Source organism: Paenibacillus sp. JT31N7, assembly GCF_059692095.1.
This window is the reverse complement of the sequence record NZ_JCAUAT010000001.1, coordinates 2,001,803-2,020,955: the sequence shown is the minus strand read 5'-3', so window position 1 is coordinate 2,020,955 and position 19,153 is coordinate 2,001,803. Positions and strand designations below refer to the sequence as shown.

Here is a 19,153-nt window from a genome sequence, read left to right as displayed (position 1 = left end):
CGTTGAAAATCGTGACGTTGCTCGGCACACGGCCGGAAATTATCCGGCTGAGCCTGATCATGCGCAAGCTTGACGAATTGGCGGAGAAACATGTCGTGGTGCACACGGGCCAGAACTTTACGTATACGCTCAGCGATGTGTTCTTCCGGGAACTCGGATTGCGTCAGCCTGATTATGTGCTCCAGGACCGGCAGCAGTCTCTGGGTGCGCAGCTTGCGACGATGTTCGGCGAGCTGGAAACGATCCTGAACGCGGAGCGGCCCGACCGTGTCCTGCTGCTGGGCGATACGAACAGCGCCCTCGGTGCGGTACTGGCCGAGAGAATGGGCATTCCCGTCATTCATATGGAGGCAGGCAACCGCTGCTACGATCTGACTGTACCCGAGGAGAAAAACCGCCGCATTATTGATGCGGTGTCCACGATAAACATGCCGTACACGAAGCAGAGCAAAGAGCATCTTGTCAGGGAAGGCGTTCCGAGCCAGCGCATCGTCCGGACCGGCAATCCGATCTACGAGGTGCTGCGGCACTACAGCGGCCAAATCGAAGAAAGCGACGTACTGGAGCGTCTGAATCTGACGCCGGGCGGGTATTTCGCGGCAACGATTCACCGGGCGGAGAATGTGGATCATCCCGTTCATCTGCGCGAAATCATGAACGGTCTGAGCGGGGTGGCGGAACGCTTCGGCAAACGCATCCTGTGCAGCCTGCATCCCCGCACCAAGTCCCGTCTGGAGGCGGAAGACAGCCTGAGCATTCATCCGCTGGTCGGGTTTCACGAGCCTTTCGGATTTTTCGATTTCGTGAAGCTGGAGAAGAATGCGGACTGCGTCCTGACAGACAGCGGGACGGTTCAGGAAGAATGCTGCATTTTCCACGTGCCTGCCGTCACCGTGCGCCGGACGACCGAACGGCCGGAGACGATTGACTGCGGCAGCAATGTGGTGTCGGGACTGGACGCGAAACGGATCGTATCCGCCGCAGACCTGATGACGCGGATGCCCCGGGACTGGGAATGTCCGGAAGGCTATCTGGACACGGACGTATCGGCAAAAGTCGTGAAATATGTACTGGGAGGGAACCTTCATGTTTCGTAATACGAGGATATTGGTAACCGGAGGAACCGGTTCTTGGGGGTATGAATTGATCCGGCAGCTTCTTCCGCAGGACCCCAAGGAAATCATAGTGTTTTCCCGGAATGAATCGACTCAGGTGGCGATGCAGCGCTCTTTTGAGGATAGCCGCCTCAGCTTCTGCATCGGTGATATCCGCGACCGCGAAGCTTTGATCCGCGCGACGGAGGCGGTGGATTATGTGTTCCATCTGGCCGCTCTCAAGCATGTTCCGGTTTGCGAGGAGCAGCCCTACGAAGCGCTAAAAACCAACGTAGTCGGCACCCAGTATGTCATCGAAGCGGCCATCGAGAACAAGGTCAGGAAAGTGATCTACATCTCGACGGACAAAGCGGCGAATCCCTCCAACTTCTACGGCATGACCAAAGCGATCGGGGAGAAGCTGATCGTGCATGCCAATCTTTTACGGACGGAAACGAAGTTTGTCTGTGTCCGGGGAGGTAACGTGCTGGGAACCAACGGCAGCGTGATTCACTTGTTCCACAAGCAGATCCACGAGAAAAATCAGATTTCGATTACGGATAAGGCCATGACCCGCTTTTTCCTGACGCTCGAAGAGGCGATTTCCCTGCTTTTCAAAGCTTCGGAAGAAAGCGTCGGCGGCGAGATATTCGTCATGACGATGCCGACCTGCAAAATTCTAGATCTGGCCGACGTGCTTATCGAAGCTTCCGGCAAAACGGGAGTGGGCATTGTGGAAACCGGAACGAGACCCGGCGAGAAGATCCACGAGATTTTGCTTACGGAATTCGAAAGCCAGACGACGGTGCTTTACGACGAGGAATATCTGGTCATTCTGCCGACTCTCGAAATTCCCGGGCTCAAGGATCACTACGCTCCTTATCCCCAGGCGGAAATCAGCAGCTTTTCTTCCAAAGACAATTTGATGGAAAAAGAGGCGATCCGCGCCCTGCTCGTTAAAGGAGGTTTTCTTGCATGAAGCTGCTCGTCACCGGCGGGCAGGGGATGGCGGGACATGTGGTGGTCCGGTATCTGCGCCGTCTGCCCGGATTTCAGGTCGCTTACACGACACGGGACGGGAGCGACCGTGAAGGGCTGCTTGCCGATGCCAGGGATACGGCCCGGATCCGGAGCATTATCGAAGCGTTCCGTCCCGATGCCGTCATTAACTGTATCGGTGTTCTAAACCAGTTTGCCGAAGCGGACCCCGTTAACGCCTATCGCGTCAACGGGATTTTCCCGCACGATCTGGCGGAAGCGGCCCTCGGGGCCGGCGGCCGGCTTATTCATATCAGCACGGACTGTGTTTTCTCGGGCCGCCACGGGGACCACACGGAGGATGACGTGCCGGACGGTACCGGCATATACGGGCGGTCCAAGGCGCTTGGGGAAATCCGGGAAGCCCCCCACCTGACGGTCCGCACGTCGATCATCGGCCCCGAAATCCGGGAATCGGGTATCGGGCTTCTCCATTGGTTCCTGAGTCAGGAAGGGGAAGTGGGCGGCTACACGAGAGCTTACTGGAACGGCGTCACCACGCTGGAGCTCGCCAAATTTGTCGAGCATGCGCTGCAGCGCCCGGAGTTAACGGGCCTCGTACATTTGACGGCTCCCGTCAAGGTAAGCAAATACGAGCTGCTCAATCTGTTCCGCAAGCAGTTCGGACGCACGGATATCGAGGTGCGCAAAAACGCTTCCGTCCGCTTGAACCGGACGCTTAAAAATACGCGCAGCGATCTGAACTACGCCATTCCGGGGTATGAAACGATGCTGAAAGAACTGGATGAATGGATGTGTGCGCAATGCCTCGAATCCTAATCACCGGCGCGGGCGGTTTTACGGGTCGCGCCGCCTGTGATTATTTTGTTGCCAAAGGCTATGAGGTCGCCGCCGTGGTCAGAAATGCGGAGCCGCCGCACGGCAAGCATGGGAACGGGGGTACGCCCGTCGTGCTGGATTGTGCGGATGTTTCGGACGTGCCGCCTGGGTCAACTAGGCCCGGTGCGATGCAGGAGTCCGAGTCCGCTAAACGGGGCGCCGGCATGCCTGCCGGAGAGCTCTATGCCTGTGATCTGACCCGGCAGGAGGACGTGAAGGCGCTGGTCGCGGAAGCAGAGCCGGAATGGGTGCTCCACCTGGCCGGACGCAATTCCGTCGCCGAATCGTGGAAGGACCCGGCGGCGTTCCTGCAGGCGAACCTGATGGCTTCCGTGTATCTGCTGGAAGCGCTGCGCACGCGGCCCGACGCGCGGATTCTCGTTGCGGGTTCCATGCTCGGCGCAGCCGAACCCGGCGATCCGCTTCCGCATCCGTACGGCTTCAGCAAAATGCTGCTGCTGTACGCCGCCCGGTCCTGGCACCGGTGGTTCTCGCAGCAGATCATGGTGGCGCTGCCGTCCAACCTGGTCGGCCCGGGCCCTTCCGGCGGCATCTGCGGGCTGCTCGCCCGCAAGATCTCGGCGCTGGAGAAGGGCGGTCCGCCGGAACCGTTCCGGCTGTCGTCCCTTGGCGAGGAACGCGACTATCTCGATGTGCGGGACGCGGTCTCGGCCTACGAAACGATTCTCGGCCGTGGAGAACCCGGAGCTGTCTACCGGATCGGATCGGAGCGGCTGCGGCCCCTCGGCGAGATCGTTTCGGTCTTCCGCTCGCTGACTCCTGCGGCGCTGCCTCTGGAGGTCGAGAACAAGCCGCGTCCCGAGCCCGTCAGACCGGTGGATGTCTCGGCGCTGAAGGCACTCGGCTGGTCGGCGCGGATTCCTTTCGAAACGTCCCTGGCGGATGCGCTGGACTATTACAGGCGGAACTGACGACCGCTCCCGCCTTAGAAGGAAAAGAGGTGAACGCATGCTGCCGAAAGTAACGGTCGTGATTCCCTTCTACAACTGTCCGTACGTGGATCAGGCGGTTTCCAGCGTGCTGAACCAGACTTATGCGAATATCGAGCTGATTGTAGTAGATGACGGCTCCACGCAGCACAAAGATAAGCTGGAACCTTATATGGACCGGCTGATTTATATCGGAAAAGAGAACGGGGGAGCCGCATCCGCTCTGAATATGGGTTTTGCTCTCGCCACCGGGGACTATGTGGCCTGGCTCAGCTCCGACGATCTTTTTTACCCGGATAAAATCTGGCGTCAGGTGCAGTTCATGCTGGAACGGAACTCGATCTTCAGCCATACGGCCTTCGACCAGATCAACGAGGCGGGAGCCGTCACGCAGGCGAATGTGGCGTCCAGATACCGGTATCCCCATGAATTTACGCGCGCCTTCCTGTCGATCTGCCCCGTCAACGGCTGCACGGTCATGATGCGCCGGGATTTGTTCGGGGCGGTCGGATATTTTGACGAGACGCTCCGGTATACCCAGGATTACGAGTTCTGGATCCGCGTGCTGTTGGCGGGTTTTCAGCTGGATTTCCTGGATGTCCCGCTTACGCTGTACCGCCTTCACGGCGGTATGGGGACTAGGCTCTACCAGCCCGCCATCTGGGAGGAAGTGTTAAGCGTCCGCAGCCGTTACCGGCCCCATTTGCTGCGGCATTCGCGAAGCCAGAGGCGGCTTCTGTCCGGGAGAAGACGTCCGGCCATACGGCCTCGCAAACGCCCGGCTGCACGGTCTCGCAAGCGCCCGGCGAAAGCGGTCCAATCCCGCAAAGGGAAGGCCGGCAAAGGGGTTAAAAAGCGCAGATAACGGGCAGGCGACTGCGGGAAGGAGGTGGGAAATGCCGCCCCGGGTGAGCATCATAATCCCTTTTTACAATTGCGCTTATGTGGATCAGGCGATCGTCAGCGCGCTAAGCCAGACGTACCCCGATAAAGAAGTAATCGTGGTAGACGACGGCTCGACCCTGCATCAGGATAAAATAACGCCGTACTTGCCGTGGATTCATTATTTGGGGAAAGCGAACGGCGGAACCGCCTCGGCGCTCAACCATGGAATCCGCCACGCCTCCGGCGAGTATATCGCCTGGCTCAGTTCGGACGACCGCTTTCACCCGCAAAAACTGGCGGTCCAGCTTTACGGGCTGGCCTCGGCGAATGCGGAAATCAGCTTTACGAACTACGAGATAGTCAATGAACACGGACGCATCCTCTATGCACCTAATTTTCCTACCGATCCGGGAAATACCGAGTATTTTAATACGTCCACGAAGCTTTATACCTACATGCTCCAGTACAACCCGATTAACGGCTGCACTATCCTGATGCACAAAAATCTGTTCCGGAACTACGGTTATTTCGACGAGTTGTTCAGGTATACGCAGGATCTTGAAATGTGGCTTCGCCTTGCCGCAGCCGGGGTCCGGATCGAGTTCCTGAACGAGAAACTGACCCAGTACCGGCTCCACCGGGAGATGGGCAGCCGGAATCACCAGCCGGCTATCCAGCGCGAGGTGGATATGCTGCGAGCCCGTTACAACCCGCTGCTTGCCGCCCGCATCGCTTCCATGGAAGCCGGGAGATAGGGCGTCCGGTCTTTTGTAACAGATTGAAGGAAGGTGTGCCATGAAGCTTTTATTCGTGTTCTACATCCCGAGCGGAGGAATGGAGACCCTGAACCGCCAGCGGGTTATCGCGCTGAAGAAGATCGGCATCTCGTGCAGCCTGCTTTATTTGCATGAAGGAATGGGGATGCAGAATCTGGACGGGGTGCCCGTTTACGTGACGAAAGACGAGCAAGAGATTGCGGAGCTCGTAAACCGCGAACGGTTCGAGGCGGTTATCATCTCAACGGTGGCCGAACTGATTTTGCCCCTGCGGTCGAGCGGCTACACGGGCAAAATCGTTTACGAGGCGCAGGGGCTGGGGAGCGTGGAGGAAGCGGAGTTTATTCTGAAGCGGATTGTCCCGCTTCTCTACCTGCACGCCGATGCCGTGCTGTATCCCCGTACCCCGCATCTGATCCGGATTTTCGAGACGTACTACGCACGGATGAAAAGGTTCAGCTTTCATAACTGTATCGATATGGAAAGCTTCCGTTTTGAAAGGCATCCCGTCGCTCCGGTTCCCATCATCGGCTGGGTGGGAAGGATCGAGCCGAACAAGAACTGGCGGAGTCTTCTGGAGGTCGGACGATTGTTCAAAACGCGGGGTCGTCCGATCGAAATTCGCATGTATGTAGACAATACGCTCGGATCGGAAGAGGGAGAATTCCGTAAGCTCGTTGCGGACTGCCAGTTGTGGTCCTGCTTAACGGTAGTGCCGAATCTCCCCCACCAAGAGATGGCAAGGCAGTATTCCATCATCGGCGATTCCGGCGGCGTGCTGCTCTCGACCTCACGCGTGGAGGGCTTCGGATATGCGGTGCTGGAAGCCATGTGCTGCCGCTGTCCGGTAGTCTCAACGGACTCGGACGGAGTCAAGAGCTTTATCGCGGACCGCGTAACGGGAAGGTTCTATCCTCACGACGATCATGAAGAGGCATTCCGGCAAATTTCGGAGCTGATGGACAACGTCCCGCTGCGCGAGGAAATCCGCTTCAGAGCGAGCCGGCATGCGGCGGAGCAGTTTTCTCCCGGCCTGTACGCCAGGCAGTTCTCCCATATGCTGGGCGAGCTTGGAATCGGGCTTATGAAGCAGCACGTTTAAAACGCTTGGCGGACTCCGCCAAGCGTTATTTTGCTTATACGTGCCGGAGACGGAATTGCGGAAGGAGGGCGGCCGGTCTACCGGAGCAGAAGTTGTTTCAGCTTCGTTGAACGAAACAGCTCGGTCGAGGGCATGCCTGCACGAGGATCGAAGCGGTACGCGAGATCGCTCCGGTTGCCGTTGTAGCAAACGGAATAAGCGCCTTCGGGGGCGCTGCGCAGGGCGGCCGTTAAGACTTGCAGATCCATGTATTCAAAATCACGCTCCCGGTATGCGATCGCAGTGAACGGGGTCGCAAGCTCTTCCAGGCAGGTATGAACGGCCTCGATAGGAGGTGTGCCGGGAAGGAAGCGGGTGCTCAGCAGAGGGTCCCGTATCCCGCGCAGAAGATCGGCCGACACTTGGTTGGGGGTTACGTCGACCACGATCACCTGAAAGTTGCTGTAGTACTGGTCCAAAAGGCGGTCGAGCCGGTCGGGAAGGCTTCCGGATGCATCGGCCACCGGTAGATAAACGGTCGTTTCCAGAGGAATGCCTTGTCTTTCCCTGGCCTGCTTTTTGGTCAGACGGAAAGCGTTGCGCCAGCGGCGGTGCTGCTCGACAGACCCTTTGAGCTTGGCGGAAATACTGAAATCCGAGTCGACCCGGTATTCGACGAGTTCCACGGGAATATACCGCAGATCGCACAGATGAGATAACCTCAGCCAGTATTCATAGTCTTCTACGGGTTCCATGTGGTACCCGGCGATTTTCCGGGCGTAGCACGATTTGTACATAAAAGATACGCCGACAATGCACACGTCGAGAAGCTCCTCTTTCGGCTTATTCTGATACCGGCGGAATTCCGCCTGAAAGGCCTCGTCGCGAAGGGGCAGTCCGTTCGCGTCTATTTCACGGAAACAGCTGTAGACCAGTCCGACTTCCTCAGGAGCATTCGCAAGCTCATGCCGCAGAAGCTCGATAAAGTAGGGATGGGTGCGGTTGTCGCTCGATACCCAGGTCACATACCGGATGCCGGGATCTTCAAAAAGCCGCTGAAATCCACGGTTCAATGAAGCGGATACGCCTAGATTCCGTTCGTTCTCTAAAATCTCCACGCGTTTGTCATGTGCGGTCAACTGCCGGATTTGCGGTCCCATTTGTTCCGATACTCCGTCGATCACCAGGATAAAGCGGAAATCCGCATACGTCTGGTTCAGAATGGTTTCGATCGCTTCCTGCAAGTAGGAAGGCCTCTGCAAATACACCGGCATGACAATGCCGACATCACTCATGTATAAAATCCCTTCTTTCCTGGCTGATTGCCCGGACGGACAAGCGTGCCACCGCTGCGCCGGATGTTTACTCCAGTTTATTCCGCCGCATTTGACGGGTGTGGACATTGGCAGGGGAGGCAATTAATTTCCGGATTGTCCATTCCCGTGACCGATCTCCGGCATACATTGGAGTACAAAATTACTCGCATTCGACAGGGGGCCCCTATGCCTAATTTTCAAGTAAACGCCTCGGGCAATCCGAAGCAGGAGCCGTCGCTCGCCGTCAATTTGCTGAACGCCAATATCATGATCGCAACGGCGACTGATTTTTCGCTGGGACCACCGCTCACCGGCGTATACCGGTCGCAGGATGCCGGAGTGAACTGGACGAACTCCTTTCTTCCCCTGCCGCCGGGATTTGTCGGAGCGGAGGCCGCCTTTGCGGCTTACGGATTTCCGAATCTGTTCCTGATCGTCGCGCATGTTTTCCCCGGCAATTCCAGCGGCACGATAGCTTCTTACAGGTCCACGGACGACGGGCTCAGCTTCTCGGCACCGACGATCGTCAATCCGGGATACGGCACGTTCATTAACAACGATTGGACCAAAGTGTTCTTCGACAATTCCCAATCCAGTCCGTTTCTCGGCAATGCTTATGTCACTTATAACCGCCAGTACAATGTCGATGCGGGCGGTTTTTCGGTGGCGACCTTTCAGCGGTCACTCGATGGAGGGATCACTTGGGAAGCTCAGTTGATTTTATCGAATGTGATGAGGAATACCGAGCGTCCCGATGTCGGAATCGGATTGCGGGGAGAGCTTTACTTCGCCTGGATCGATACGACGACCCCCGCAGCTTATTACATCAGACAGTCTCTGGACGGGGGGAAATCTTTCGGACCGCCCGTTCTCGTCTCCGGCGTATCGGTCGTTCCGCTTGTACTGCCGGTTCCCGGGTACGAATTCCGTGTCCTAACTTGCTCCAACATTATGGCGGATACCGCCCTTGTGTCCCCCGGACGCGGCAATATTTATGCGGTCTGGCAGGATTATCGGCAGGGGTATGCGGATGTGTTTCTTTCCCGTTCGCTGGATCAGGGATCAACGTGGAGCACGCCCATTCCCATTACGGCGAGTCCGGCAGGCGCCCAAAATTTCTTCCCGGCTATAACGGTATCGCCCAAAACCGGTACGATCACCGTTATCTATTACACGAACCGGCTTAACGGCTTCGATCTCGACGTTTATGCGGCCCAGTCCAGGGATGGAGGCAGCACTTTCACGAATATTCGAGTGACGACGACTTCTTTTAACCCGAACGGTGACAGCCCCATCCCGACGCCGCTTATCGGAGATTACAATGATGTCGGTACGGTTCCGCCGGACAATTTCTATGCCGTCTGGACCGATACGAGAACCGGCGCGCAGACGACGTGGGGCGGATTTTAACATTCCCAGAAGGAGGCAGACACAAATGGCAAATTCGCAGGTATCCCCCGCCGGAACGCTTGCCCAGACACCCAGCGTGGCGGCCAATTACCTGACTGCGCTCAATATCGTGGCGTCTGCGACGGATTTTACGACAGGAGCGGCCCGGGTTGCCGTCTATCGCTCGGTTGATCAGGGCATCTCATGGGGACCTCTTATTCTGCCGCTTCCGGCAGGATATATCGGCGGCGAGTCCAACGTCGTGGCTTACGGGTTTCCGAACGTATTTATCGTGGCGTCCCATGTTTTCGATGCGTCGGGCAACGGCTCGATCGCCGTCTACACATCGACGGATAACGGAATTACTTTCGGAGCGCCGGTCATTGCGGCTCAAGGGTTTACGACGTTTATCAACAACGTGCAGGTGAATGCGGCATTCGACAATTCCCAGGCGAGTACTTATCAAGGCAGCGCTTATCTGGTTTATGTTCATCAATACAATACGGACTTTGTGGGCGGCTCCGTTATTTTCTTCCAGCGTTCCTTTGACAATGGGCTGACCTGGCAGCGCCCGGCCCTTGTTTCGCCGGACGCCGATTTTGTGACGCGTGGGGACGTGGTTGCAGGGCTGACGGGGATTGTCTATGTGGCTTATATCTCGTTAACTCCGTTTACACGCTTCGAGGTAAGCCGTTCGCTGGATGGCGGGGCTACCTTCCAGACACCGGTAATCGTTTCGCCCGTCGCGCTGGTACCCAGCGTCCTGCCGGTTACGGGATACGGCTTCGAAGTGCCGACCGGCGCCAATATCGCCGTCGATAATTCGGCGCTGTCGACAAGCGGGACTCTTTACGCGGTGTGGCAGGATAACCGGCAGGGTTACGCGGACGTATTCCTTTCCCGGTCTTTCGATCAGGGACTGACCTGGACGGCTCCCGTCTCGGTTACGTCAGCTCCGGCAGGCACTCAGAACTTTTTTCCTTCTATAGACGTGTCTCCAAAAAGCGGGCTGGTCACCATTCTGTACTATTCCAATCAGATTAACGGGTTTGATTTGGATACGTATGTGGCCATATCAGCGGACGGGGGCACCTCGTTTTTTAACAGGAGGGAGTCTACCGTGTCCAGCAACCCGAATGCGGGCAGCGCCACACCCGTTCCGTCCATCGGGAATTACACGGACATCAGCACCATCCCGCCTTTCGGGTTTATCGGCGTCTGGACCGATACGAGAACGGGGACGCAGGCGATTTTTTCGGGCAATTAACCGGTATGCAAGCCAGATGGGAGACACACTCAGAATCCGGAAGCAGGCGCATATGCAAAAATTCGGACGGCCTCGGGACCGTCCAATCTTTTTATATCAAAGAAAAATATACTGCTTGAGAGATTGACAGAGAGGGGGTGAAGAGAATGGCTTTTACAACGGGAATGCTTATTAATACGAGGGATTTCGGGACAGCCGCCGCTAATGCGGCCGTTAGCATCAGCAATGAAGACGCGGTCAACGCAGCTCAAATTGTCGTTGAAGTCTTTTATACCCTGAGCACGGGGGTTGCCAAGACGCCTCTCTTTTTCCAGACGTACACGGTGCCGCCGAAATTTGTGGATATCCGTACGTTTTTTATCTCGGGTGTTCTGGCTTATGAAGTCCAGATAGCCGTCGTTGCCCCTCAGCTGGGTCTGGTCGTGGCGTCTGTTTTCGGTTTGGATACGTTCAACAATCTTGTGCCGGCTCATCGTGTTCTTCAATCGGAACTGACGCCGATTCCATCCATCGGGCGCGGTTAGTTTCCGTATCCGGCACACCACCCTTAAAAGGCCGCTTCTTGAAGAAGGGCCTCTTTTTTTACGGGCAAATCCCGTCATAGGGGATCGACGAGCGTCCATTCATTCGTCGTGAAGGTTGCGACAAGGCCCCCTTCGTTTTTAGCGTACATAGTCATCGCCAGGGGATAAGGATTGGTCAGGTTGGTGTGAATGTGGAGCGTAAAGGGCTGGTTGTGATTATATGCGGTCGGCAGATGGGCAATCGAACCTATTTGCGGAGCGGGGTCCAGATGATAGAGCCCCAGTAGAAAACGGTTCTGGCCTTGATAGCCTTGAATAAGGACGTCGAAATGCCGCTGGGCGATGTTTTGAAAGACAAGATCGAAACACTGGATATAGCGCGAGTCGTACGGTCCGAACTCATAGGCGTCAAACCGGTAAATAGACATGGTCACCTTCCTTCCGTTCAATCCGGCATAGTTCAGTATATGAAATTGCCGCGCAGACGTATGGACACGTACACATTTTGATCCCGGTGAGGCAAACGACCCGTGAAGGAGGAAGATAGCCGCATATAGTGTAGGGATAAAGGCATGCCGGTGCTATGACGCAGTTTGTGAGTCTCACGCAGAAAAGAGGGGACATTCTTGAAGATACTGCTCGCTACCTACTGGCGGTTACCGCATTTGGGCGGAGTATGGCCGCTTATGGTCAAAATGAAGGAAAAGCTGGAGGCGCTCGGCCACGAGGTCGATGTATTCGGCAACAGCGAAGATGAAAGTGTGTTTCATATGCCGTTCAGCGGCCGTGTTTTTCATAAAGAGGCGGTAAGGCCTTTTCTGGAAAAGAAAATAAGCCCCGAGTTGTATCCGGTCCTTCACTCCAGCTCCTGGCTTTCGCACTTTGAGATGAACACCCTGTGCATGGAGCTGGCCGCCGCCTATTTCGGATTGGATCAATATGATGTGATTCATACGCAGGACGTCCTGGCCACGCGTTCTTTCCGGCGGGTCAAATCTCCGCGGACGGGACTCGTCGCCAGCTTGCACGGCTCGGTGGCCCACGAGATCAAGCTGCATCTGGTTGAAAATAACGTCAACCTGGGGGAGTCCATCATCTGGCGGTTCCAGTCGGCTATCGAGCATCTCGGCGCCACGGGCAGCGATATTACGATCGCCTCTTCCCAGTGGCTGAAACGGCTGCTGACCACGGAATACTCCGTTCCCGAGCAGCAGGTCGAGGTGTTTCAGTACGGGTACGCTACGGACGATTTCTATTCGCAGATGGCAAGTTCCGCCACCCCGATCTATAAGCCGCCGGGCAAAAAGGCCATTATTTTCACCGGCCGCCTCATCCCGATCAAGGGTGTATCCCTGCTCATCGAGGCGGTCGGCCTGCTCCGGACGGTGCGGGACGATTTCGTCTGCTGGATCGTGGGAGAAGGCGACCTGGCGGCGGAGCTTAACCGGCAGTGCACGGAGCTCGGGCTGCTGGACACGGTCCAGTTTCTGGGCAGGCGGAGCGACGTGCCCTATCTGCTTGCCCAGTCCGATATTTTCGTGCAGCCGAGCTATGTGGACAATCAGCCTTTGTCGCTGATAGAAGCGCAGCTTGCAGGGAAGCCGTCGGTAGTCAGCGACGCCACGGGCGTGCCCGAGATGGTCGAGCACGGCCGTACGGGTCTTATCTTCCCGTCGGGCAACAGCCAGCAGTTGTTCACCCACTTGTACGCGCTGCTCGAGAATACCGCTATGCGGGAAGCGATGGGCAGAGAGGCCGGACAGTGGGGGGCCGTCCACTGGTCCATGGATCTCATGGTCCAGCGGCTTCTCGATGTGTATGGCAGGGCAATCGCCAAAGCCGCTCAAGGCTGAATTTCTTTACGAGAGCAGAAAGGAGAATGATCATGAGCGAGAAAGTGTACGTGATGGGCGACCTGTACAATTCGCTTTTTTCCGTGCAAGTGTCCAACCCGGAGTATCTCGTCGATTATGAGCTGTGGAACCGGATCAGAGCCGGGCTCCCGGATAACTACCGGATGCCGGACCCGGCCATCCAGCATATTTTGAACAACCACCCGAACGGGTAGCGCCGATTCGCAGGGAACCGGCAAGACTGACGTGTCCATGAAAGGAGGAATAGCATGAGGCTGGTGTTTCCTATCCTCACCTTGAATTTCGGCGGGGCCCAGCGGATGCTGGCGGAAATTACGAACGGATTGGCGGATCGCGGTTACGACGTCACTATCGTGATGCCCGCTCATGCCGAAGTCAAGTTCGATATCCGGGCCCAAATCGTCCGGGGCCGTCACAGCATTACGCTGGACGCGGATGATATCCCGCCCGGAGACGTAGTCGTCTCCAACTTCTACACGACCGTGCCCGCATGCGTAGAAGCGAGCGAGCGAGACAGGAGCGTTCATGCCCGGTTCAGTCTTTGTTACGAGCCGACTTTTTTGCCGGACGATCATATCACGTTCCCCACCTATCATTCGACGCCGCATCTTATCGTACTGTCCGAGTGGCAGCAGAAGCTGATCGAGCTCAATCACGGCATCCGCGGACATATCGTCCCGATCGGACTCGGACCGTTCATGCAAAATCTGAACCTCCGGGATTCCACCCCGCCCGCTGTCAAAATTTCCGCTGTCGTCCGCAATTCGGAGGGAGGGATCGCCTGGCACCGGGACCAGGATTATCTGGTCAGCCAGCTTGCATTCGTCAAACACCATTATCCCGATACGGAAATAAACCTGATCTGCCCGCCCGACGAATTTCATACGGCACCGAGTCTGCAGCGTCTTCGCGATACGGGCAGCTTTCAATTCTGTCTGCCCGATAACGACGAGGAGCTGCGCTACCTCTATAACAAAACCGACATTTACGTCAGCTCCTCGCTTTACGATTCCGGTTCGCTGCCCGGCCTGGAAGCCATGAGATGCGGGGCGGCGCTCGTCACGACCTATTCGGGCGGGAATGCCGATTATGCGAGGCACGAGCACAACTGCCTCCTTTCCTACCGGTATCAAAACCGGCTGGCGGCGGACATCGTCCGGTTGATCCACGATAAGGAGCTCCGGGCCCGTCTGTCTCTCCAGGGCCAGTACGATTCGTATCAATGGCCGTGGACCAGAAGTGTAGACGCGTTCGCCCAGGCTATCCACGATATCTGGAACAGCCGCTGACTTTTTCGCAAAAGCAAGCCCCGGTATTCCGGATAATCCGGAAAAGACCGGGGCTTGCTTTTTTGGCAGCGGCAGCGTATTCGGATGGGACGATACGCAGCGACATGGCAATGGCACGGTACTCAAACGGTACCGACACGGCAATGGCACGTTACTGAAACGGTATTGACACGGTACTGACAAGGCACTGGCACCGGCACGGGCAAGAGCACGGGCAAGAACACGGGCAAGAACACGGGCAAGAACACGGGCAAGAACACGGACAAGAACACGGACAAGAACACGGACAAGAACACGGATAAGAACACGGATAAGAACACGGACAAGAACACGGCACCGGCACGCACTGGCACAGACACCGGCACAGACACCGGCACGATATGGCCTGCTTACCGCATCAGCATGGCACCGGCACGGCATGGCCTAAGCACGGCATCAGCAAGCCGACGGCCTCCTATCGGCATGGGAGCGCCAGATTCCGGCCGCTGGCTGCAAACAGCGGCCGGCCGGCTTAGGCCAGGAAAGCGGCGCAGGTTTCCCGCAGGCCGTCGGCGATACGGTACCGGGGGCTCCAGCCCAGCGCTTCCCGTGCCCGGCCGTTGTCCAGACAGCTGTGCCGGATATCGCCGGGCCGGGCTTCGCCGAATAGGACCGGAACGGACGGCGCCGAGCGGCTTTCGCGGATGAGTTCGGCCAACTGCCGGATGGACGTGCTTCGTCCCGTGCTGACATGGTAGAGCCCGCAGCCTGCAGATGCGGCGGCCGCCAGATTGGCCTCCACCACGTCCCGGACATAAACAAAATCCCGGGTCTGCCCGCCGTCTCCGTGAATCGTAATGGGCTGCCCCCGGCGCAGCTGCTGTAGGAACACGGCGACTACGCCGCCCTCCCCCTTGGGCGTCTGTCTCGGGCCGTACACGTTTCCGTAACGGAGAATCGTATAGGGCAGCCCGTACAGCTTGTGAAAAATCCGGATATACCCTTCCGCCGCAAGCTTCGACTGACCGTAGTACGAAATGGGCGCGGCCGGTATATCCTCCGATAATTTTTCGTGCCCGCTGTCTCCGTACACCCCGGAAGTCGAAGCGAAGACGAACCGCCGCACCGCCGACTTCCGGCAAGCTTCAAGCAGCGAGACGGTTCCGGTAATATTGACCTGCGAATCAAAAGAGGGATCGGCTATGGATCTTTGAACGTCGGCTTGAGCGGCCAAATGGAACACCACTTCGGGCCGGATTCGTTCGATAAGCTCGTGAAGCTCCAGGCTGTTGATATCCAGGACATGAAGAACGGCTTGACGGGGCACCCATTCGGCCCTGCCGCTCGACAAGTTGTCGAGCACATGGACTTCGTGGCCCCCGTCCGCGAGCGTTTGCGCCAAGTGAGAGCCGATAAAGCCCGCCCCTCCGGTGACTAAGGCTTTCATAACGCACCTCTTTTCTCTGTGCTTGTATCCTTCATATCGTATGAAAGCAGCGGGGCGAAGGTCCGGGCACAAGCGGACGAATCGGCGGGTCCGGCCGGATTTCACCGCCTTTTTTGCAGGATAGAGGCCGCTCTCCATGTCAATCCGGTTATCCCGTCCATATGATAGAAGAAGATGCTTGTTCTCCGCGCAAACGGTGCGGGCTGCAGGGACGCCGGTGAAGAAGGAAACAGAGGCGAAACGGGGGGAAGGCTCTTGAAAATATTACTCGCGACCTATTGGCCGATTCCCCATCTCGGCGGGGTATGGCCGTTCATGCTTCAGCTCAAAAACCGGCTGGAAAGCTGGGGGCATCAGGTCGATCTAATGGGAAACGGACCCGACGAACCGAAGTACTACATCTACGGAACCGGACAAAAGGTGATGAAAGACGCCCTGATGCACATGCTTCAGGCAAAATTAAACCGGAGCGCGCTGCCGGTCCTTCATCAGGACCCGCTCGTGCACCGGGTGGAAATGGACCGCTACTGCATGGAATTGACCGCAGCTTCTTTCGGACTTCAGCAGTACGACGTCATCCATGCCCAGGACGTGATTGCCTCGATCGCATTAAACCGGGTACGGCCTCCAAGCACCGGCCTGATAGTGAGCCTTCACGGATCTCTGGCAAGGGAGATCAAAATATTGCTGGACGAGGACGGCAGACTGGATTCCGAGGCGCTGCGGCCTCTGGCACACCGGTATTACCGTACGCTCGAATATCACGGCGCCATGGCGGCGGAGAAGGCGGTAACGGCCTCCAACTGGCTGAAAAACGTCCTTTCCCGGGATTACGGCGTACCCGCCGGGCATATCGAAGTATCCCCGTACGGGTTCGATATGGAGCCGTTCGCGCGCAAGCTCGCTGCCGGTACGCCCATGGTCCGTCCTGAAGGGAAAAAGCTGATCGTGTGCCCGGCGCGTCTGGAAACGATCAAGGGCATTCACTTTCTGATCGAGGCCCTGGCCAAATTGAAACAAAAGCGCGGCGACTGGGTTTGCTGGCTGGTCGGCGACGGCGACAGACGCGACGAGCTGATTGCTCAGGTTCGCGCTTCCGGGCTTGAGGGCGACGTCCAGTTCCTCGGGCACCGGGAAGACGTGCCGGCCATCCTCGTGCTCTCGGATATCTTCGTTCACCCGAGCGTACAGGATAACCAGCCCTTTGCCGTCATGGAAGCGCAGGCGGCGGGCAAGCCGGCCGTCGTCTCCAATGCGGGCGGACTCCCGGAGATGGTCGCGCACGGAGAGACGGGGTTTGTCTCCGCCGTAGGCGACACCGGCACGCTGGCCTTTCACCTGGAGCTGCTGCTTGCCGACGACGGCCTCCGGCTGAGGCTGGGCGAAGCCGCCCGTGTTTCGGGCCGTGAGCGCTGGTCTCTGGACCGGATGACCGAGCATTTTATGAAGGCTTATCTGGCGGCCGCAAGCAGCCGGGGACGATTTTAACCGACGCGGATAAACACGGATAAACCTCACGTTAGACCGTGAGGTTTTTTTGTTTGAAACGAAGCGCCGCCGGACGCAACAAAAAGCAGACAGGATAGGGTCCTGTCTGCTTTTGCCGCAAAAGTTCCCTTTACGGAGCGATAACGAATGCCCCGAAGTGAACGGGTCCGCGAATCGATATGCTGCCCAGTCCGCGGACGGCAACGGTCAGGAAGTAGGGCTGCGAACCGGCCGGAACGACCGAAGCTTGAATCGAATGCTGGAACGAAACCGTCAAGATGTTGTCCGTGATGGTCGTTAGAACACCGGTACCGATCAGAGCTGAATCGTCCGTCTCGTAAATGACGGTTCCTAGCGGGCTGCCCACACGGATTCTGACCTGTAGAATCGGAAGCAGCGGAGTCGCGAGAAGAAGGTCGGGCTGCCAGCCGATCGTTCCCTCGAAACGGAGAAGATTGGTAGTCGCCGCAGGCGTCAGGTTAATTGTGGCGACTTCGAGCTCGACGCCGCCCAGCAGCGGATTCGTCACCGGAAAAGGCAGGGAACCTCCGCCAATGAGAGCATCATTAGTCTGATAGTCCAAAATGGTAGCCATGGTATGTCATCCCCTTTTGAAAAGAGTAGTCTTACAAGATTAGTAAATTCACTCTCCGGCCGTTTCGAAACGGCCAAGTAGCAGGGGAGAAACAACCATTTCACGAATTTTAATCCTCTTCCAGGACAAATCCCTCGAACAGAACAGGCCCCTCGATCAGCGCTTTGCCCCCGGGCGAACGCGCCGTCAAGTAGTACACGGCGATTTCCGCCGAGCCTCCTTCGTCCTCTCCCTCCATCTTGGCCGTTCCACCGCGGAAGCGGGAATCTTCGCTGCTCTCGACGACGGGGCCGCCCGGATGATCGCGACGTATTTTGAGCTCCAGCTCACCGATGTCGTAAGTGACGGGGTTGCTCCAGGCTATGCTTACTTTGAAAAGAATCCGGATTCCCGGCGTAATTCCATACAAATAAAGGGGGCACAGAAACACTTCCTGATCGCCCGCCTGAAGCGGCAGCGCGTGCGTGTGCGGATCTATTTCCACCTTCTGATAGTACTTGTACATGACCTTCACCTCCGTGATGCGGATGCTGGCGGTTCACATCCTTCTAACAGAGTATGGCCGGGGCGCAACGCCGGATTGGATGTGCGCGTCCATTTTTCCGCGCAAGGACGGGGGTCCACGCTGAATGTCCCTTTCTCGCATTGTATACAAGAAGATGCCAAAAGGAGGGAGTACGATGCGCTTACAAGATTTGGCGGGCGGCTACGACGCCGTTTTCAGCCTTGGACAAAACTGCCTGCCGGCGATTCAGATGGAGAAGCACGGCCTGCGTTCTTCCGCAGGCGTGCTGGATTGGATGATGTCGGATTCGCTCGCGGACGTGAACCGGCTGCTCGGCAGACGGTTTGACGGATTCATGGAGTTTGCCAATATGAGCGTGGTGGAGCCGGTTACCCTTCAGCCTAACTATCAAGTGAAGGATTCCGCTTACGGCGTGATATCCGTACACGATTTTCCGGTAAACCGGAATTCGCCGGAACAGCTTTTCACCTACGGAGAATTCAAAGAGAAACTGAACCGCCGGATTAACCGGTTTTTAAAAAAATTAAGCGAGGAACAGCGCATCCTGTTCATTCGCATGCACGGAACGTACGAGGAGACCGCCGAGTTGGAGCAGGTGCTGAGCGGGCTGGTCACGCACGAATACAAGATCTTGCTGGTGGAATATGAACAGGTTCCGGGACTGGTCGAATTAGACTGGCCGCTGCCCCATACGTGCGCCGTCCAGGTCCCCTATGCCGACATCTGGAATTTTAACAGCGACCGCTGGTGGGATACTTTTTTTGCCGGTATCAGTTTGAAATAAGGCGCGGCAGA

General features: G+C 57.1%; 20 protein-coding genes. 15 read left to right on the top strand and 5 right to left on the bottom strand.

All coding sequences use genetic code 11. The features are described from left to right. The first annotated feature begins 2 nt into the window (after positions 1-2). The 7 genes from wecB to AC58P5_RS09080 are packed head-to-tail and all read left to right on the top strand — an operon-like array spanning position 3 to position 6,685. A complete protein-coding gene (wecB, locus tag AC58P5_RS09110; RefSeq protein WP_497385826.1) occupies positions 3-1,097 on the top strand; it encodes a non-hydrolyzing UDP-N-acetylglucosamine 2-epimerase in 1,095 nt (364 codons plus the stop codon). Next, positions 1,087-2,073 carry a polysaccharide biosynthesis protein gene (locus tag AC58P5_RS09105; protein WP_497385825.1) on the top strand — a complete coding sequence of 329 codons (987 nt, stop codon included), beginning with the start codon at positions 1,087-1,089 and terminating at the stop codon, positions 2,071-2,073. Before wecB ends, AC58P5_RS09105 begins: the two co-directional genes overlap by 11 nt. Continuing rightward, positions 2,070-2,912: a dTDP-4-dehydrorhamnose reductase family protein gene (locus AC58P5_RS09100; protein ID WP_497385824.1), complete on the top strand. Its 843-nt coding sequence runs from the start codon at positions 2,070-2,072 to the stop codon at positions 2,910-2,912. The genes AC58P5_RS09105 and AC58P5_RS09100 overlap by 4 nt, the downstream gene beginning before the upstream one ends. Then, the gene (locus tag AC58P5_RS09095) at positions 2,897-3,904 is read left to right on the top strand and encodes an NAD-dependent epimerase/dehydratase family protein (protein ID WP_497385823.1); all 1,008 of its coding nucleotides are present in this window, start codon (positions 2,897-2,899) and stop codon (positions 3,902-3,904) included. Before AC58P5_RS09100 ends, AC58P5_RS09095 begins: the two co-directional genes overlap by 16 nt. A 37-nt stretch (positions 3,905-3,941) precedes the next feature. Further along, positions 3,942-4,787 carry a glycosyltransferase gene (locus AC58P5_RS09090; RefSeq protein ID WP_497385822.1) on the top strand — a complete coding sequence of 282 codons (846 nt, stop codon included), beginning with the start codon at positions 3,942-3,944 and terminating at the stop codon, positions 4,785-4,787. A 31-nt stretch (positions 4,788-4,818) separates the two neighbouring features. Beyond that, positions 4,819-5,562: a glycosyltransferase gene (locus AC58P5_RS09085; protein WP_497385821.1), complete on the top strand. Its 744-nt coding sequence runs from the start codon at positions 4,819-4,821 to the stop codon at positions 5,560-5,562. 40 nt (positions 5,563-5,602) lie between these two features. Then, positions 5,603-6,685 carry a glycosyltransferase family 4 protein gene (locus AC58P5_RS09080; protein ID WP_497385820.1) on the top strand — a complete coding sequence of 361 codons (1,083 nt, stop codon included), beginning with the start codon at positions 5,603-5,605 and terminating at the stop codon, positions 6,683-6,685. A 77-nt stretch (positions 6,686-6,762) separates the two neighbouring features. Here AC58P5_RS09080 and AC58P5_RS09075 read toward each other — a convergent pair whose 3' ends face one another. After that, positions 6,763-7,959, bottom strand: a complete 1,197-nt coding sequence (locus AC58P5_RS09075) for a glycosyltransferase family 2 protein (protein WP_497385819.1) — start codon at positions 7,957-7,959, stop codon at positions 6,763-6,765. Between the two features lie 207 nt (positions 7,960-8,166). On the opposite strand from AC58P5_RS09075, the gene AC58P5_RS09070 reads away from it, so the two are divergent. The 3 genes from AC58P5_RS09070 to AC58P5_RS09060 all read left to right on the top strand — a co-directional run bounded on the left by AC58P5_RS09070 (position 8,167) and on the right by AC58P5_RS09060 (position 11,160). Then, the gene (locus AC58P5_RS09070) at positions 8,167-9,390 is read left to right on the top strand and encodes a sialidase family protein (protein WP_497385818.1); all 1,224 of its coding nucleotides are present in this window, start codon (positions 8,167-8,169) and stop codon (positions 9,388-9,390) included. Positions 9,391-9,415: 25 nt separating this feature from the next. Then, positions 9,416-10,636 (top strand): sialidase family protein, encoded by a 1,221-nt coding sequence (locus AC58P5_RS09065; RefSeq protein ID WP_497385817.1) that lies wholly within the window; start codon positions 9,416-9,418, stop codon positions 10,634-10,636. Positions 10,637-10,782: 146 nt separating this feature from the next. Beyond that, complete coding sequence (locus AC58P5_RS09060) at positions 10,783-11,160, top strand: hypothetical protein (RefSeq protein ID WP_497385816.1); 378 nt, start codon at positions 10,783-10,785, stop codon at positions 11,158-11,160. Positions 11,161-11,234: 74 nt separating this feature from the next. Here AC58P5_RS09060 and AC58P5_RS09055 read toward each other — a convergent pair whose 3' ends face one another. Continuing rightward, positions 11,235-11,588, bottom strand: coding sequence for a hypothetical protein (locus AC58P5_RS09055; RefSeq protein WP_497385815.1), 354 nt, complete (start codon positions 11,586-11,588; stop codon positions 11,235-11,237). Between the two features lie 198 nt (positions 11,589-11,786). Here AC58P5_RS09055 and AC58P5_RS09050 point away from each other — a divergent pair, with 198 nt between their 5' ends. The 3 genes from AC58P5_RS09050 to AC58P5_RS09040 are packed head-to-tail and all read left to right on the top strand — an operon-like array spanning position 11,787 to position 14,323. Then, positions 11,787-13,013 carry a glycosyltransferase family 4 protein gene (locus AC58P5_RS09050; protein WP_497385814.1) on the top strand — a complete coding sequence of 409 codons (1,227 nt, stop codon included), beginning with the start codon at positions 11,787-11,789 and terminating at the stop codon, positions 13,011-13,013. Positions 13,014-13,045: 32 nt separating this feature from the next. Beyond that, positions 13,046-13,228, top strand: coding sequence for a hypothetical protein (locus tag AC58P5_RS09045; protein WP_497385813.1), 183 nt, complete (start codon positions 13,046-13,048; stop codon positions 13,226-13,228). Positions 13,229-13,282: 54 nt separating this feature from the next. Next, a complete protein-coding gene (locus tag AC58P5_RS09040) occupies positions 13,283-14,323 on the top strand; it encodes a glycosyltransferase family 4 protein (protein WP_497385812.1) in 1,041 nt (346 codons plus the stop codon). Positions 14,324-14,834: 511 nt separating this feature from the next. Here the strand turns inward: AC58P5_RS09040 and AC58P5_RS09035 are convergent. Further along, complete coding sequence (locus AC58P5_RS09035) at positions 14,835-15,749, bottom strand: NAD-dependent epimerase/dehydratase family protein (protein WP_497385811.1); 915 nt, start codon at positions 15,747-15,749, stop codon at positions 14,835-14,837. 255 nt (positions 15,750-16,004) lie between these two features. On the opposite strand from AC58P5_RS09035, the gene AC58P5_RS09030 reads away from it, so the two are divergent. Then, a complete protein-coding gene (locus AC58P5_RS09030; RefSeq protein WP_497385810.1) occupies positions 16,005-17,237 on the top strand; it encodes a glycosyltransferase family 4 protein in 1,233 nt (410 codons plus the stop codon). A gap of 130 nt (positions 17,238-17,367) precedes the next feature. On the opposite strand, the gene AC58P5_RS09025 is transcribed toward AC58P5_RS09030, so the two are convergent. Both AC58P5_RS09025 and AC58P5_RS09020 read right to left on the bottom strand, forming a co-directional pair. Then, complete coding sequence (locus AC58P5_RS09025; RefSeq protein ID WP_497385809.1) at positions 17,368-17,832, bottom strand: hypothetical protein; 465 nt, start codon at positions 17,830-17,832, stop codon at positions 17,368-17,370. Between the two features lie 109 nt (positions 17,833-17,941). Further along, on the bottom strand, positions 17,942-18,337 hold the full coding sequence (locus AC58P5_RS09020; protein ID WP_497385808.1) for a hypothetical protein: 396 nt from the start codon (positions 18,335-18,337) through the stop codon (positions 17,942-17,944). A 175-nt stretch (positions 18,338-18,512) separates the two neighbouring features. Here AC58P5_RS09020 and AC58P5_RS09015 point away from each other — a divergent pair, with 175 nt between their 5' ends. Next, a complete protein-coding gene (locus tag AC58P5_RS09015) occupies positions 18,513-19,142 on the top strand; it encodes a DUF1796 family putative cysteine peptidase (protein WP_497385807.1) in 630 nt (209 codons plus the stop codon). The last annotated feature ends 11 nt before the right edge of the window (positions 19,143-19,153 follow it).